Consider the following 14,752-nt stretch of genomic DNA (forward strand, 5'->3'; position numbering starts at 1 on the left):
TGAAAACATCTATAAAGAGAAATAATCTAAAAGATAGGTGAAATTGATGGTACAGCGCTCTAGGCTCTCCCAAAAGGTAAAAGAAAGTAATTTTTGCCTTTCCCAGGCAAAATCGGGGAATCCTCTGACTCTGGTTTCTAGCCTTTGCCTAGGAATTCTCTTGCCTTTTGCCTTATCCAGCTGTAGCCAGCCTTCCTCAAATCGTGCAAATCCAATTGCAAATGGCAAACCTAATGTAGTTGCCACTAGCACTATCATTGAAGACTTGGCTGCGGAGGTTGCAGGAGACGAAATTCAGATCCAAGGCATTCTTAAACCGGGAACCGATCCCCATGTTTATGAACCTGTGCCTCAAGATAGTCAGGCTTTAGAGAAAGCGAACCTGATTCTATATAACGGCTATAACCTGGAGCCAGGGCTGATTAAACTGATGAACGCAACCGGCGGCAAGATTCGCAAAGTTGCTGTAGGGGAAGTTGTGAAGTCTTTGCAACTGGATAAAGGCAGAGGAGAAGTGGTGCCAGATCCCCATGTTTGGGGCGATGTTGATAACGTCATTCAAATGGTAAATGCCATTCGTGACGCCTTGATTGAGCTATCACCCGAAGACAGAGAGAAATTTACTCAGAATGCGGCGCAGCTAACGGGTGAATTAAAACAACTGGATAGTTGGATTACCCAGGAAATTAAAACGATTCCAGAAAATAAGCGCAAATTAGTAACAAGCCACGACGCTTTTCAATATTATGCTCGTGCCTATAGCATTCCCGTTGCTGGCACTTTGATTGGCATCAGTACAGAAGAACAACCCAGCGCCCAAACAGTAAAGCGATTAGTAGAATCTGTAAAGGCAGCGACTGTACCGACGATTTTTGCAGAAACAACAATTAACCCTGCTTTGATTAAGACTGTAGCCGAGGAATCTGGGGTAAAGTTAGCCCCACGCCAGCTCTATTCTGACTCGATTGGTGCTGCTGGTAGCGATGGAGATTCTTATATTAAGATGATGGTTGCGAATACCCGCGCTATTGTGGAAGCTTTAGGTGGGAAGTTTACACCATTTGAGGCAGCAAAGACACCGAAAAAATAAGCTGTTTAGATAAACTAGCGTCAATTAAGATAAAGAGCGATTCGCTTTCCTATCTCCACCTGCATCAAACTGAGGCTAGAGTAGGTTACACAAAGCGATCGCTCTAAAACTTAGACTTAAAACTTAACTGTCTGATATCGGAAAAAAATTTTGGATTTTTTTTAACTGAGCTAAAAATTACTAGATATATTCTTTGTACACCAAAATTTACTCCTAATTTATCAAAGATTCTTCATCAGCAAAATCTCCTGTAGTTTGAGATTTTTTGATAGGGAAAGAGTTAACAAGCATATTTAAACCTATTCCGGCAAAAAGACCTCCCATTCCCAATAAAAATATCGCCGCAAACCAAAGTGACCAAAAAGAGTTTATCTCTGCTTCGCTCGGATTATTAGGGCTATAAATAATCGGCACGGATTGCCCAATTTCATATCCGGGTGGATTACTCCCCATATTAGATTCAACCTTTATCGTTTCTCCATTGGGGGTTTGAAATTGGAATACAGGGAAATAAGCCCGCGATTTTCTAGATACTTGAAGTTTTAAATTAATGATTGTACCTGTAGTAGAGGATGAGCTTTTAATAAAATCTTGCGTTTGATGGTAATTTACAAAACTACCAAGTAGCATACCCGCTCCAACTACAAAAAATATGCTACCCATTGCCATTAACCCTTGCTTATCAGACATTTTAAACTTATTCTCCTTTTCCTAAAAATTTTTGAACTAAGTTTGCGACAGCTTAACTATCTAATTGCTCTCACTATCTTCTGGCTGGGAGTGTCAACCCCTCATCAGGTAAGGAAAGAACAACTGTCTATTTGGATGACCTGTACGATTAAAGCTACAGACTAGCCTGTGAAGATTCCGCGATCTTTTGTTTAATTTTTCTTAAATATCTGATAAAACTTAACAATAGGTGAGGTGAGCGAGAGGAGAAGCAATGGCTGTTACTCAGCCAAATATTGATATTGCTCCATTGATCGATCATGCGCTGCTAAATCCAACGGCTACGCCAGAGCAGGTTAAGCAGTGGTGTGAAGAAGCTGAAAGGTTTCAGTTCGCGGCAGTGTGCGTCTATCCGGCATACGTGCGGCAAGCGGCTGAGCTTCTCAAAGGCAGGCGGCCCAAAGTCTGTACAGTCATCGGTTTTCCCTCTGGAGCGACGACATCGGCGGTTAAGCTCTACGAAGCCCAAGAAGCCGTCGAAAATGGGGCGGTGGAATTGGATGTTGTCATCAACCAGGGTTGGCTGAAAATTGGGAAGACTGAGGAACTACACCGGGAAATTGCAGAAATTTGTGAAACGGGTCAAACTGTCAAGGCAATTTTGGAAACCACCCGCCTGACAGATGCAGAGAAACGACTGGCAGCGGAAATATGTATGGATGCAGGAGTGGCATTTTTAAAAACCAGCACTGGTTTGTTTGGGGGTGCCACAGTAGCGGATATCCAACTTTTGAAAGAAGTCGCACGAGAACGGGTCGGAATTAAAGCATCGGGGGGAATCCGTACCCCGGAGCAAGCCTTGGAGTTAATCATGGCAGGAGCGACGCGGTTAGGCACGTCGCACGGCCCCGATCTGATTCGTCAGCGCGATACGCTGGAGAAGGAGGGAAAGGGGAATTGGTAATGAGTAATCGGGAATGAGTGTGCTAACTCTTGACCCATTACCTCTTGATCAATTACCCATCACCTCTTGACCAATTACCCCACGTCATGAGTCGAACTTACAAAGCAACCGGAATCAATCTCAAAAGTATGGCGCTGGGCGAGTCTGACCGGCTGCTAACGATTTTGACGCCTGAATTTGGTTTGATTCGGGCTGTGGCACCGGGGGCACGCAAGCACCACTCAAAGCTAGGCGGCAGGAGTGCTTTGTTTGTAGTGAATGAGCTACTGATTGCCAAAGGGCGATCGCTCGATAAAATTACTCAGGCAGAAACGCTAGAATCTTTCCCCGGCTTAAGTCAGGATCTCCAAAAACTGACAGCCAGCCAATACCTGGCGGAAGTGGTTCTATGTCAAGCGTTGAGCGACCAACCGCAAATGGAATTGTATGAGCTGCTCAACGAACATCTGCATCGGTTAGAGCGGTTGCCTGCCAACAGCGCGGCTCTGGTTTTAGCTCACTTAGCCCACGGCGTGTTTCACCTGATGGCTTTGGCTGGCGTTGCGCCTCAGGTTCAACATTGTTGTGTCTCGCGGCATCCCCTGATGCCGGAATTTACCGATCCAGACTGGCGGGTTGGGTTTAGTACTGCTGCTGGTGGAACGGTGAGCTTACCAGCATTAGAACGCCTGCAAGCCGAAGCGCGATCGCGCATGTCTGGTAGTACAGCAAAAGGCATGGCAGTAAAGGAGAAATTCTCGCCTACAGCCATCGGCTTTTCACCTCAAGGTCAAGGCACATTGCCAGAGGAAGCCAGTGGGAACTACCAAACAGTTGTTCATCCACAAACGCCCTTGATGCTGAACACCAAACTGAACGCCATCGAGCTGGCGCTGCTACAGCAGCTGGCTCAGCCAGAGCTACCCCAGAACGGAAAAAGCAATGAAAAATTAACTCATCCGACATCCCTAACCCCTCATCCTTCCGAAGACTCCGCTTGGGTTTCAGTAGAGCAACTGTTACGTCAGTACGTCCAGTATCACTTTGGTCGGTCAATTCGCTCTGCTGCTTTGATGGATGCTTGTTTCTCGTCCCAGCTGAATTTATCCTGAACCATGATGCAACGGTATGATTCCGATCTACAAGCTCGAATGTCCCTAAGTCAGTCTAGACAGAGGATTGAGGACGGCGAACGATGGACGGAGGAAGGAAAATTTCCTCGCTCTTCCGGACTCAGCGTTCCCGCTTCCGAGCGCCCCCACCCTGCTTTTACTGGATCGTCAACACCTACCACATCACGCCCCTTGTCTGACGAGCGCTTAACACCCCCTGAAACTTCTGAATGGGAAGAGGTTCGCCCTGCGATTTCTTTCCCCCACTCCCCCGTGGACGATGCTGTAACCCCAGAGATAGATACAGAAACAGAAACGGATGCTCCCTCAAATGGAGGGTTGAACCACAGCGCCTCACCGTCCAATCTGGTTGTCAATGAGGAAGTAAAGAATGAGGAAGTAGAGGAGGACGCACAAGGATTTTTGCCGGTTCTAAAAAACCGGAATTTCCTGGCGCTATGGGGGGGACAAGTTTTCTCACAGATAGCGGATAAGGTGTATCTGGTGCTGGTGATTGCATTGATTGCCACTCACTTTCAAGCACCCGATCAGACAATCAGCGTGTGGGTATCGGCGATCATGATGGCTTTTACGATTCCCGCCATACTGTTTGGTTCCGTGGCGGGTGTGTATGTGGATCGGTGGCCTAAGAAGGCAGTGCTAGTGGCAACGAACCTGCTGCGGGGGGCACTGGTTTTGGCAGTGCCACCGCTGCTGTGGATTTCGCATGGCTGGTTAACGCTTGGAGGGTTGCCGGTGGGATTCTGCATCCTGCTGGGATTAACGTTTCTGATTTCTACACTGACGCAGTTTTTTGCTCCTGCCGAGCAGTCAGTGATTCCGCTAGTTGTGGGACGCCATCATCTGCTTTCAGCGAACTCGCTGTACACGATGACAATGATGGCTTCAGTGATCGTGGGATTTGCTGTGGGAGAGCCGTTACTCGGAATTGCCGACACCTTGGTGGGACGCTTGGGTGGGGGAGCGGACATTGGCAAAGAATTGGTGGTGGGTGGCAGTTATGCGATCGCGGGATTGCTGTTGATGATCCTCCGCACAGGGGAAAAAACGAACGCTCCCGAACACGAATCACCCCATGTTTGGGAAGACCTGCGCGACGGACTGCGTTACCTAAACGAACAAAGCCGCGTTCGCAATGCCCTGATCCAACTGGTAATTTTATTTTCAGTTTTTGCGGCGCTGTCGGTTCTAGCTGTGCGGATGGCAGAAGTTATTCCTGGTTTGAAATCCTCTCAGTTCGGTTTTTTACTCGCAGCTGGTGGGGTTGGCATGGTTGGGGGGGCAACGGTGCTAGGACACTTTGGGCAGCGGTTCTCCCATACTCGGCTCAGCCTCTATGGTTCTATCGGAACGGCAGCCTCTTTGGTTGGTCTGGGATTGTTTACGAAGCAGCTATTGCTGGCATTCCTGTTGACAACGCTTTTGGGCTTTTTTGGGTCGCTGGTGGCTATCCCGATGCAAACAACCATCCAAGCCGAAACTCCCGACCAAATGCGAGGGAAAGTCTTTGGGTTACAAAACAACGTCATTAATATTGCTCTAAGCCTGCCTTTAGCCTTAGCAGGCGTTGCAGAGACGATTTTGGGTTTACAGGCAGTATTTCTCGGTTTAGCAGCGATCGCGATCGCAGGAGGACTCTTAACCTGGTATATTTCCGGTACAGGAAAACAAAAGTGATGAGTTTTGAATGACGAGTTTTGAATGATTAACTCATAACTCAAAACTCAAAACTAAAAACTCAAAACTCTTAGAAAATGCACATAGCCTGGCTCGGAAAAAAATCACCCTTTTGCGGCAATGTCACCTACAGTCGAGAAGTTACGAATGCGTTGTTAGACCAGGGCCATCGAGTTAGCTTTCTCCACTTTGCCCAAGACGAAGAATCTGACCTCCAGGCTTGGCCTGGATGTGAAGAAGTGTCTCTACCTTTCCTGTACAAGTCCCAGGTTTATACGATTCCCACCCTGAGATCGAGAAAGGTTTTGACGCAATCGCTTGAAGAGCTAAAGCCAGACCTGGTGCATGCCTCGCTCACTTTATCACCCCTAGATTTCCTACTGCCGGAAATCTGCGAAGAACTGAATTTACCCCTGGTTTCCACCTTCCATACCCCTTTTGACGGGAAGCGACGAAATCTCAAATCAGGGACTCAGCTTTTGACTTATCAGCTGTATGCACCTTTCCTGGCGTATTACGACCGAACGGTTATCTTTTCTCAAGTTCAGCGGGATTTACTCGCACGATTGGGAGTCGCAGCATCAAAGGTAGTCGTGATTCCGAATGGCGTTGATGTCCAGAAGTATTGTCCAGGACCTTCTAACATCAAATCTGAATTAAACGCTAAGCGCCTCTTTGTCTACCAGGGTCGAATTGCTACCGAAAAAAATGTGGAAGCAATGCTCCGAGCCTGGAAAGAGTCAGAAATGGGGCCAGAGTGTAAATTATTAATTGTCGGCGACGGGCCGATGAAGCCCTCTTTAGAGCCTTTTTACGACTCAGAATACGGAATCATCTGGTGGGGAACCGAACCGGATGAGCAACGGCGAATCGAAATTTTGCGGGGAGCTGATGTGTTTATTCTGCCTTCTCTGGTGGAAGGACTTTCACTTTCCCTACTAGAAGCAATGGCTTGTGGCCTCGCCTGTGTAGCAACTGATGCTGGTGCTGATGGTGAAGTTTTGGAGGGGAATCCCTTAGAGGGAGACGCTGGGATAATTCTCAGAACTCAAGGGGTTGCGGGGCAGTTGCGAACTCTACTGCCTGTTTTACGAGGCAACCCGGAGTTTACGCAGCGACTGGGACAAAAAGCGATCGCAAGGGTTTTAGAGCGATATACCCTCAGCCGCAACATCGAGCAACTAGTAAAACTTTATACTGAGTTGCTACAGGAACGCCGAGTCCAGTTGAGTGATTGGCGTTATCCAGGGAGAACGAAAATCAGCTAGTCATCCTCCTCAAGGAGTAATCGCGTATTGTTTTATTCGCCAATACTCTACGCTTAAGCTGGCTTTGGGTGGCATTGGGCAAAGGCCATCCCAGTCGCGTTGGCTGCTGGTAGATCCGCTTGAGGGTGTTAATATCTCTCGAAGAAATCTGGGGAGGATTACGCACCTGGGAAAAATACAGGGCGTCTGTTTCTAAAGGACTGTGCCCCCAGATACCTAGTGCGTGCCCTAGTTCGTGACGGGCAGCGGATTGAATATAGTCGCCGGTTTGAGTCGGACTCAGTTGGATCGTAAATCGATGGGATAGTACAGATGGGGTGCCCGTCGCTGGGTTGAGGTAGAATTCATAGCGGGTTTCAGCAGAACGAGCGCGAGGCAGGTGAAATTCCCCGGTGCGGCGGTTAAAGGATGGCTTGAGGGGAGGAAGCGATCGCACGATCTTGATATCAGCTATCTCTGACTGCTCGACCACTTGGAGGGGCAAATAAACGCGCCATTCCTGCACAGCTTTTAACACAGCACTTGCCCACTGTTGGCTGGCGGTGGAAGTTTCTGGCATCTCTACGAACACCTTAACCGGAAACTGCGACCAAACCAGATAGCCAACGGGGGTAGGCTTCACCTGAGAGAAGTAATCACCACTGTTGCTGGTATCTTGCCATTGCAACAGTGTCGGTGGTAAGACGTGCGCTTGGAGTGTCGGCAGGGAGGTTGCTGATAGCGGACGTGACCCTTCAGACGCCCAAACATCACCCGCATCCACCACCCGAAAATGGGCTAAAACCGCCAATAAGCAAGTAGCGATCGCGATCCCCACCCGAATGAATCGTTTTGAGTTTTGAAAAGAGTTTGGATACCACAGGCGGTTCTGTAGGCTTCGTTTAAGAGTTTGAAAGTTTGAGGGTTTCGCCTTTTTTACTTTCCCACTTTTCTCCTTTTTCCACTCAAAAATCATCATTTATCATGCGTCACGATTTGATGCTATTGCCATAACCGATCCATGCTCAAAATTACCGACAAACCCAGAAAGATGACAGTGAATATCCAGGTTACTCGGTTCAGGGCTGTTTCTGCACTTCTAGTGCTGGTAAACAATTGAGCCTGTCCGCCAATCCCCCCAATTCCGTCTCCTTTAGGACTATGTAGCAGCACTAAAACAATCAGAATTGCGGAAGAAACCGCCCATATAATTTGCAGGATGCTATATAAATTCATAGTTGGTTGTTCGGTGTCAGTTTTTAAGAATTGTGAATTGCGGATCGTTAAGAGCTAACCGCTAAGCATCAGAAAGATGCAATGAGTCATTAGCTATTAGCTCCTAGCACTTTACAGAGAAACTCGCACGGGTGTGCGATTGGCGCGGACATCAAATTCCAGAGGAACCAGCATCGAACGACCTGTCATCTCTACTGGCTGTGGCAGCTTTAAGATTTCCAGAATCGTCGGTGCAATGTCCGATAAACGTCCATCACTTCGCAAAGTCACTTCAGTCCCATAGCCGGGAATTTTTAACCCTTCCCCTTCCACCAGGATAAAGGGCACAGGGTTCGTTGTGTGAGCCGTCCAAGGGTTCCCTTCCTTATCCTGCATATATTCAGCGTTCCCGTGGTCGGCAATGATGATCGCCGTGCCACCCGCCTTATTGATGCTTTCTAGAAGGCGTCCCAAACATCGGTCTACCGTTTCCAGGGCTTGAATTGTTGGTTCCATCTGACCTGTATGCCCCACCATGTCAGGGTTGGCGTAGTTGATGACCATGAAGGAGTAAATGCGTTTTTCAACGGCAGCGATCGCTACATCCGTCGCCGCTGCTGCTGACATCTCCGGTGCTTGGTCATAGGTTGGAACCATTGGACTCGGTACCAGTTCCCGATCCTCCCCTTCAAAAGGCTGTTCCCGACCGCCGTTGAAGAAATAAGTAACGTGGGCGTATTTCTCGGTTTCAGCAGTCCGAAACTGGCGCAGTCCCCGATTGGCAATGACTTCTCCCAGGATGTTACTCAAGTTCTGGGGTTCAAAAGCCACCAAAACTGGTAAATTTGGTTCGTACTGAGTAAAAGTAACAAAGCTCAGTGGCTCGATATGCTGTCGTTCAAACCTCTTAAAGCCGGGAGACACGAAGGCTTGGGTAAGTTGTCTGGATCTATCAGGTCGGAAGTTAAAGAAAATCACACCATCCCCCGCTTCTATAGCTCCAGGAGCAATTCGGGTTGGGATGATAAATTCATCTGTGACATTTTCAGCATAGGAAGCCTGCAAAACTTCTTGCGCCGAGCGACCATCTCCTAACCCATCCTGAGTCATCACATCGTAGGCGCGTTTCACCCGATCCCACCGCTGGTCTCGATCCATTGCGTAGTAGCGACCGCTGAGGGTGACAATGCGCCCGACCCCAATCTGGTCAATGTGGTCTTGAATCTTCTGAATTGCCTCTATCCCCTCGTGGGGATAGGTATCGCGTCCATCTGCGATCGCGTGGATACAAACTGAGGGAATCTCTTGCGCTTTCGCTAAATCCAGTAATCCTAGAAGATGCGCCAGATGAGAATGCACCCCACCTTCGGAACAAAGCCCAACTAGGTGAAGCTTACCACCCCGGCTCTTGACTTCCTGACAGACTTGCACCAGTGCAGGATTGCTCAGTAAACTACCGTCTTCCACGGCGTCTGAGATACGAACTAATTCTTGCGGTACAACCCGACCAGCACCAATGTTGAGATGGCCTACTTCTGAGTTACCCATCTGACCTTCTGGCAACCCTACAGCCTTGCCGGAGGTGTAAATGAGTGTGTGGGGATAGACTGCCCAGAGGCTATCCATCACAGGTGTGTTAGCGGCGGCTATGGCGTTTCCATCGGTTTCTTCGCGGTAGCCCCAGCCGTCTAGAATGACTAGCACCACGGGAGAGACAGGTGCTTGCGCCATACTCAATTGCCCTTTGTTTTCAGTAATTTCTCCGTCATGATATCATCGCCCTTTGTACTCGCAGTGTTATTTTTAGCAGCTTCTGTTAGCTTTTTTAGTTTTTTTGCCAGAGACAGCACAGCAATTCTCTCTAGATCGGATGACTATTTTATTACAGGGTTCTGAAGACAGTCCTGGTAGGAAGCGATCGCTAAAAGTATGTAAGGGAGCGCTACTCCCTTGATGACAACCGCTTGACGCACCTGCAAGATCAGTAGGCGTCAAGCTTACACATCGCCTAGTCTGCCACGATGCGTTGGTCTTCCCCGGTTGTTGTGTCTGTTAAACCATCTAACCCGCACTAGCAAACAAGTCTAATAAGGTACAGGCTTTGCAAGCAGGCTTTTTGGCTTTAAGAACAGATCGACCGTGATATGTCAAGAAAACGAAACAATTCCCGATTCTTGCTAGAGCGTAGAGTGGTTTCTAACTCAGCGGGATCTGCCAAGAGCGATCGCATTGAGAAACCAGCGATACAGTTCTGCGGTAACTTGGATGCCTAGCTCGTCGGTGCCTTGAGCCGCCATAGTTACAGCCAGCAGCAGATGCACAGGCGGTTCGTAATTGAGATGACAACTACTGCTGACGTTCCTTTGCGACGATTCTTTACGTTCTCTGCATTTAAAAAACGACTTCTAGACTTTATTTACGTTTGCTAGATTCCTTAGCAGCTTTTGCAGCTTTCTTAGCAGCTTTATCAGCAGCGATCGCCTCTAATCTTGCCTGCTCTTTTTCTTCAGCAATTTTGTCTAGATAGTAATGGTAATCTCCTCGATACAGGCGGAATTCGCCGTCACGGATCTCGACAATTTTATTGGCAACTTTGGAAATAAAATATCGGTCGTGGGAGACTAAAATTACCGTACCTTCGTAGTTTTGGATTGCCTCTTCCAACATTTCTTTAGCCGGAATATCCAAGTGGTTAGTAGGCTCGTCCAAAATCATTAAATTAACTGGGCGCAAAAGCATTTTTGCTAACGCCAGACGAGCTTTTTCACCTCCGCTCAGAGCCTCAACTTTTTTAAATACGGTGTCACCGCTGAACAAGAAGCGTCCTAGAAGTGTGCGAACCTCCTCATTTTTCCACTCAGGAACTTCATCATGGATAGTTTCCATGACAGTTCTAGACAGATCCAATGCTTCCGCCTGATTTTGCTCAAAGTAGCCAGGAATCACGTTGTGAGCGCCTAATTGAACTGAACCTTCAGTAGGTTGTTCCATGCCCATAATTAGACGCAACAAGGTTGATTTTCCAGCCCCGTTCGGACCGAGAAAGGCAATGCGATCGCCTCGTTCCATTAGTAGATTCGCATCTAAAAATAGAATTTTTTCGTCGTAAGTATGTACCAAATTCTGAATTTCTACCACCTCGCGACCACTGCGGGGAGCGTCAGGAAAGCGGAAGCGCAGGGTTCTTAATCCCCCAGTCGGCGCTTCAATCCGTTCGATTTTTTCTAGTTGTTTCTCACGGCTTTTCGCTTGGGTGCTGCGGGTAGCACTGGCACGGAAACGGTCAACAAAGACTTGCTGCTTTTCTAGTTCTTTTTGCTGGCGTTCGTAGGCGCTAAGTTGGGCTTCTTGGTTTTCCGCTTTTTGTTGTAAATAAGCAGAATAGTTGCCTAAGTAGGTGGTAGAAACGCCGCGTTCTGTTTCTACAATTTGGGTGCAAAGACGGTCGAGAAATTCTCGGTCGTGCGATACTATCACGATTGGAGTCTTCAGCCCTTTGAGGTAGGTTTCCAGCCACTCAATGGTTTCTAGATCCAGGTGGTTCGTCGGTTCATCCAGTAGTAATAAATCGGGTTTTTGGAGTAAGATTTTGCCCAAACTCATCCGCATTTGCCAGCCACCGCTGAAAGCGCTAACGAGGCGATCGCCATCTTCTGGCGCAAACCCCATTTCTGGCAACATCTTCTCAATCCGTGCATCTAACCCATAGCCATCCAACGCTTCAAATTGCCGCTGTAGCCGATCCAATTTGTGGATCAGTCGGTCTAATTCCTCTGGATTCGCAGTTTCCATTTCTCTCGGCACCTGCGCCAGAGCGTGCTGTACTTCGTTGGCTTCTTTGAAAACCGTCCAAAGTTCTTCTCGCACAGTGCGCGTCGGATCTACCTCAAATTCTTGAGTCAGATAGGCAATGTGCAAATTTGCAGGACGAATCACTTCCCCAGCAGTGGGTTCCATTTCCCCCGCAATAATTTTGAGCTGAGTCGATTTTCCGGCACCGTTAACGCCGACTAAGCCAATGCGATCGCCCGGTTTGACTTCCCAGTTGACATCCTTGAGAACTTCGCCGGTGGGATAAATTTTACTGATATGTTCAAGTCGTAACATCAAGAGTCTCCAAGGATGCTGGGGGAATGAGCGAATTATTTGACGGATGTCCGTTGGTATTGCCAGTAAGTCCGTCAGGCGATCGCGAGAGTCCAGTTTATCTTAACAAAATTTAATTCTAAAATCGGAATTGGCAACTGTTGGAAGGCAAGTTGAAAATCCAACAGCGCGATCGCCTTTCTCTAGGTGTACTGAGTGGAAAGCTGATTTTAGATTACATATGTCCTTCTTCTCGTCTATGACTTCAGGCGCTTTTGTTATCACCTGCTCAGGGCAAATAACAACTACTGGTATTCCTTGATTCAGGAACGCGATCAAAAATTGGTAAATCTTCTCCAGCCTCAAATTTCCCAAATAATCAGTTGTATTTATTTTTTCCCGCACGCTTACTCACATTAGCGATCGCCTCTGGGAGGTGGCCCATCCCGCACTTCAATCAACTCTTCAATAGATTTCCCTACGATTCGTGCAATTGGCCCTAGCTGATTATCGTTAATTTCTTTTCCTAGAAAAATCTCTTTCAGCTCTTTCCAAGACAATCGATAAGAATCGCAGAATCTGGCAAATTCTTTATCACTAATATCAAGTTCATCTTGCCTATCCCTTAACAGCAAAGCGACCGCCGCCGATCCATATTTAGGACGCTCGGTACTTGCAATATATCTTTTCATTAGAAGCTCGACTCTACTCGTATCGCCCCCTGCCTCAGTTATCAAGTCAAAACAGGCCATTTTGAGAGCTTTGCGTAGCCTTTCATCTTCATTGAGAAAGTCAACGATTCGGAGTGCATATTCTGGTTTTATAAATCCAACGACTGCTCCTTTATAGTAAATTGGAGAATAGGGATCGTTTGGATCGTAATTCCAATCCGAAGCTTGATTATTGTTTGGCATCTCGGCACCTCTGGTCAACGCTATTTATACAAGCCTTTAGAACGGTTTTTTTAAGGAATTTACAAGAGTCTATTTTTACATTGATTTACTTAAACATAGAGTTAGAGAACCTTGACTTAATAGTGTTATTAATAATACATGAGGAATTATTGATATCTCTCTAATAAGAATAAAATACAAGAAAAAAAGGCATTTGGACAGTTTGATTTATCCTAGTCTCACTTCCAATCCACATAGATAGAGGAAAAGTTAGCTCTTTTTTAGGTAAGGGCGATCGCTATTCCAATTTTCGAGCAACACAGCAGGGTCTAACCGTTCCTTAGCTAATTTTGCCAGAATTTCAGCCTGCGGATAGTGATATAGGAGGCAAAACCGCTAATGTTGAAGCGATCGCGTCTAAGAGCAGGTTTGTTAATTCTCCAGCATTCGCTGGCAGGCTGAGTTTCCCTGATTATGGGCAATTTACTAGAGATGATTTGGAAAAAATAAAAACCCAGCCGTTTATACGTCGGCTGGGTTCAGGATGGCAAAAACGCGATTAATCGTGTCTGTCGATACATTTAGCGCTCATCTTAATTAAGCGACTCAGCGTTGGTAGTGGAAGCGGCTAATTCTGCCAAGCGTTCTTGCTGATCTTGAGAAATACAAGCCTGAATAATATGTTCTAGGTCGCCTTGCAGAACTGGGTTAAGGCTGTAATTCTGACCCAGGCGATGGTCGGTGACGCGGTTATCTTTGTAATTGTAAGTACGAATTTTTTCCGAACGGGAGCCAGTACCTACCTGAGAACGCCGCATGGAGGTCACAGCTTCCTGTTGTTCGCGCAGCTTTATTTCGTAAAGCTTGGCACGGAGGATTTGCATCGCGCGTTCTTTGTTTTGCAACTGCGATCGCTCTTCCGTACAGAAAATCCGAATCCCCGTCGGCTTGTGGAACAAGTCGGCAGCAGTTTCTACCTTGTTCACATTTTGACCGCCAGCACCGCCAGAGCGAGCTGTACTCATTTCAATATCCTTCGGGTCAATGTGTATCTCTACATCATCCACCTCTGGCATCACCGCCACTGTTGCCGTTGAGGTGTGAACCCGCCCTCCAGCTTCCGTCACTGGCACTCGTTGTACCCGATGGACGCCTGCTTCAAATTTCAGTTGGCTGTAAACGTTGTCGCCTTGGATTTCCAAGATGGCTTCTTTAAAACCACCCGACTCTGCCCGCGACTCGCTGAGTAACTTAATCTTCCAGTTTTGAGTTTGGGCATAGTACGAGTACATCCGCACCAAATCTCCAGCCCAGATACTCGCCTCATCTCCACCTGTACCCGCGCGAATTTCCAACATGATGTTTTTGTCATCATTGGGATCGCGGGGCAAAAGTAAAATCTTGAGGCGTGTTTCCAAATGCTCAAGCTTGCTTTCCAGTTCTTCCACTTCCAAGGCTGCCATTTCCTGCAACTCAGGATCGCTGGCAGATTCCTTCTGTACCAGTTTTGCTCCCACCAAGTTTTGCTGAGTGGTTTTCCAGCTTTCGTAGGTATTAACAACTTCCTCCAATGAGGAACGAGCTTTTGCCACCCGTTGATACTCATCTGGATTGGAGGCGGTATCTGGATCTGCCAGTCGGCGAGTTAACTCATTAAAGGTCTGCTCAACGGAATTTAATTTTTCCAGCAGGTATGTTTCAGCCATAGGAAATGCGATCGCTCCACAAAAACAGCAGGAAAGCTTATCATCAATAACTTCGACCCATCAGGCGGGTCGCGCTACGAGCAAGCCGGCCCG

General features: G+C 47.5%; 12 protein-coding genes and 1 pseudogene. 6 read left to right on the forward strand and 7 right to left on the reverse strand.

All coding sequences use genetic code 11. The annotated features are described in order from the left end of the window. Positions 1–46 precede the first annotated feature (46 nt). Positions 47–1,090: a metal ABC transporter substrate-binding protein gene (locus tag NDI44_RS15660; RefSeq protein ID WP_190411860.1), complete on the forward strand. Its 1,044-nt coding sequence runs from the start codon at positions 47–49 to the stop codon at positions 1,088–1,090. 213 nt (positions 1,091–1,303) lie between these two features. Here NDI44_RS15660 and NDI44_RS15665 read toward each other — a convergent pair whose 3' ends face one another. Then, positions 1,304–1,780, reverse strand: a complete 477-nt coding sequence (locus NDI44_RS15665) for a DUF3592 domain-containing protein (RefSeq protein ID WP_190411861.1) — start codon at positions 1,778–1,780, stop codon at positions 1,304–1,306. A 253-nt stretch (positions 1,781–2,033) separates the two neighbouring features. Between NDI44_RS15665 and deoC the strand changes: the two genes are divergently transcribed. From deoC to NDI44_RS15685, 4 genes and pseudogenes are all read left to right on the forward strand, one after another. Further along, entirely contained in the window at positions 2,034–2,723 is a 690-nt protein-coding gene (deoC, locus tag NDI44_RS15670) for a deoxyribose-phosphate aldolase (RefSeq protein WP_190411862.1), read from the forward strand. Between the two features lie 86 nt (positions 2,724–2,809). Then, a pseudogene (recO, locus tag NDI44_RS15675) lies at positions 2,810–3,834 on the forward strand (DNA repair protein RecO). After that, positions 3,818–5,512: an MFS transporter gene (locus NDI44_RS15680; protein ID WP_242037021.1), complete on the forward strand. Its 1,695-nt coding sequence runs from the start codon at positions 3,818–3,820 to the stop codon at positions 5,510–5,512. Before recO ends, NDI44_RS15680 begins: the two are co-directional and overlap by 17 nt. Positions 5,513–5,589: 77 nt before the next feature. Continuing rightward, the gene (locus NDI44_RS15685; protein ID WP_190411864.1) at positions 5,590–6,780 is read left to right on the forward strand and encodes a glycosyltransferase family 4 protein; all 1,191 of its coding nucleotides are present in this window, start codon (positions 5,590–5,592) and stop codon (positions 6,778–6,780) included. Here the strand turns inward: NDI44_RS15685 and NDI44_RS15690 are convergent. The 5 genes from NDI44_RS15690 to NDI44_RS15710 all read right to left on the reverse strand — a co-directional run bounded on the left by NDI44_RS15690 (position 6,773) and on the right by NDI44_RS15710 (position 12,974). Then, positions 6,773–7,738: a peptidase gene (locus NDI44_RS15690; RefSeq protein ID WP_190411865.1), complete on the reverse strand. Its 966-nt coding sequence runs from the start codon at positions 7,736–7,738 to the stop codon at positions 6,773–6,775. The two genes, NDI44_RS15685 and NDI44_RS15690, sit on opposite strands and share 8 nt — an antisense overlap. 23 nt (positions 7,739–7,761) lie before the next feature. Then, on the reverse strand, positions 7,762–7,995 hold the full coding sequence (gene secG, locus NDI44_RS15695) for a preprotein translocase subunit SecG (protein WP_190411866.1): 234 nt from the start codon (positions 7,993–7,995) through the stop codon (positions 7,762–7,764). A gap of 111 nt (positions 7,996–8,106) precedes the next feature. Further along, entirely contained in the window at positions 8,107–9,705 is a 1,599-nt protein-coding gene (gene gpmI, locus NDI44_RS15700; RefSeq protein WP_190411867.1) for a 2,3-bisphosphoglycerate-independent phosphoglycerate mutase, read from the reverse strand. A 681-nt stretch (positions 9,706–10,386) separates the two neighbouring features. Beyond that, positions 10,387–12,081 (reverse strand): ABC-F family ATP-binding cassette domain-containing protein, encoded by a 1,695-nt coding sequence (locus NDI44_RS15705; RefSeq protein ID WP_190411868.1) that lies wholly within the window; start codon positions 12,079–12,081, stop codon positions 10,387–10,389. Between the two features lie 395 nt (positions 12,082–12,476). Then, on the reverse strand, positions 12,477–12,974 hold the full coding sequence (locus NDI44_RS15710) for a hypothetical protein (protein ID WP_190411869.1): 498 nt from the start codon (positions 12,972–12,974) through the stop codon (positions 12,477–12,479). A gap of 329 nt (positions 12,975–13,303) precedes the next feature. Here NDI44_RS15710 and NDI44_RS15715 point away from each other — a divergent pair, with 329 nt between their 5' ends. After that, the gene (locus NDI44_RS15715) at positions 13,304–13,516 is read left to right on the forward strand and encodes a hypothetical protein (protein ID WP_190411870.1); all 213 of its coding nucleotides are present in this window, start codon (positions 13,304–13,306) and stop codon (positions 13,514–13,516) included. 30 nt (positions 13,517–13,546) lie between these two features. On the opposite strand, the gene prfA is transcribed toward NDI44_RS15715, so the two are convergent. Beyond that, positions 13,547–14,659: a peptide chain release factor 1 gene (gene prfA, locus NDI44_RS15720; RefSeq protein ID WP_190411871.1), complete on the reverse strand. Its 1,113-nt coding sequence runs from the start codon at positions 14,657–14,659 to the stop codon at positions 13,547–13,549. Positions 14,660–14,752: the final 93 nt, after the last annotated feature.

The sequence above is a fragment of the Trichocoleus sp. DQ-A3 genome (assembly GCF_039961975.1).
In the GTDB taxonomy this organism is placed as follows: domain Bacteria; phylum Cyanobacteriota; class Cyanobacteriia; order Cyanobacteriales; family FACHB-T130; genus FACHB-T130.

What these genes read in the sequence shown, in the direction of transcription:
- NDI44_RS15710 (WP_190411869.1), bottom strand. Translation starts at nt 12,974, where the DNA reads ATGCCAAACAATAATCAAGCTTCGGATTGGAATTACGATCCAAACGAT.
- NDI44_RS15705 (WP_190411868.1), bottom strand. Translation starts at nt 12,081, where the DNA reads ATGTTACGACTTGAACATATCAGTAAAATTTATCCCACCGGCGAAGTT.
- NDI44_RS15680 (WP_242037021.1), top strand. Translation starts at nt 3,818, where the DNA reads ATGATGCAACGGTATGATTCCGATCTACAAGCTCGAATGTCCCTAAGT.
- NDI44_RS15690 (WP_190411865.1), bottom strand. Translation starts at nt 7,738, where the DNA reads ATGATGATTTTTGAGTGGAAAAAGGAGAAAAGTGGGAAAGTAAAAAAG.
- NDI44_RS15665 (WP_190411861.1), bottom strand. Translation starts at nt 1,780, where the DNA reads ATGTCTGATAAGCAAGGGTTAATGGCAATGGGTAGCATATTTTTTGTA.
- prfA (WP_190411871.1), bottom strand. Translation starts at nt 14,659, where the DNA reads ATGGCTGAAACATACCTGCTGGAAAAATTAAATTCCGTTGAGCAGACC.
- gpmI (WP_190411867.1), bottom strand. Translation starts at nt 9,705, where the DNA reads ATGGCGCAAGCACCTGTCTCTCCCGTGGTGCTAGTCATTCTAGACGGC.
- deoC (WP_190411862.1), top strand. Translation starts at nt 2,034, where the DNA reads ATGGCTGTTACTCAGCCAAATATTGATATTGCTCCATTGATCGATCAT.
- NDI44_RS15685 (WP_190411864.1), top strand. Translation starts at nt 5,590, where the DNA reads ATGCACATAGCCTGGCTCGGAAAAAAATCACCCTTTTGCGGCAATGTC.
- NDI44_RS15660 (WP_190411860.1), top strand. Translation starts at nt 47, where the DNA reads ATGGTACAGCGCTCTAGGCTCTCCCAAAAGGTAAAAGAAAGTAATTTT.
- secG (WP_190411866.1), bottom strand. Translation starts at nt 7,995, where the DNA reads ATGAATTTATATAGCATCCTGCAAATTATATGGGCGGTTTCTTCCGCA.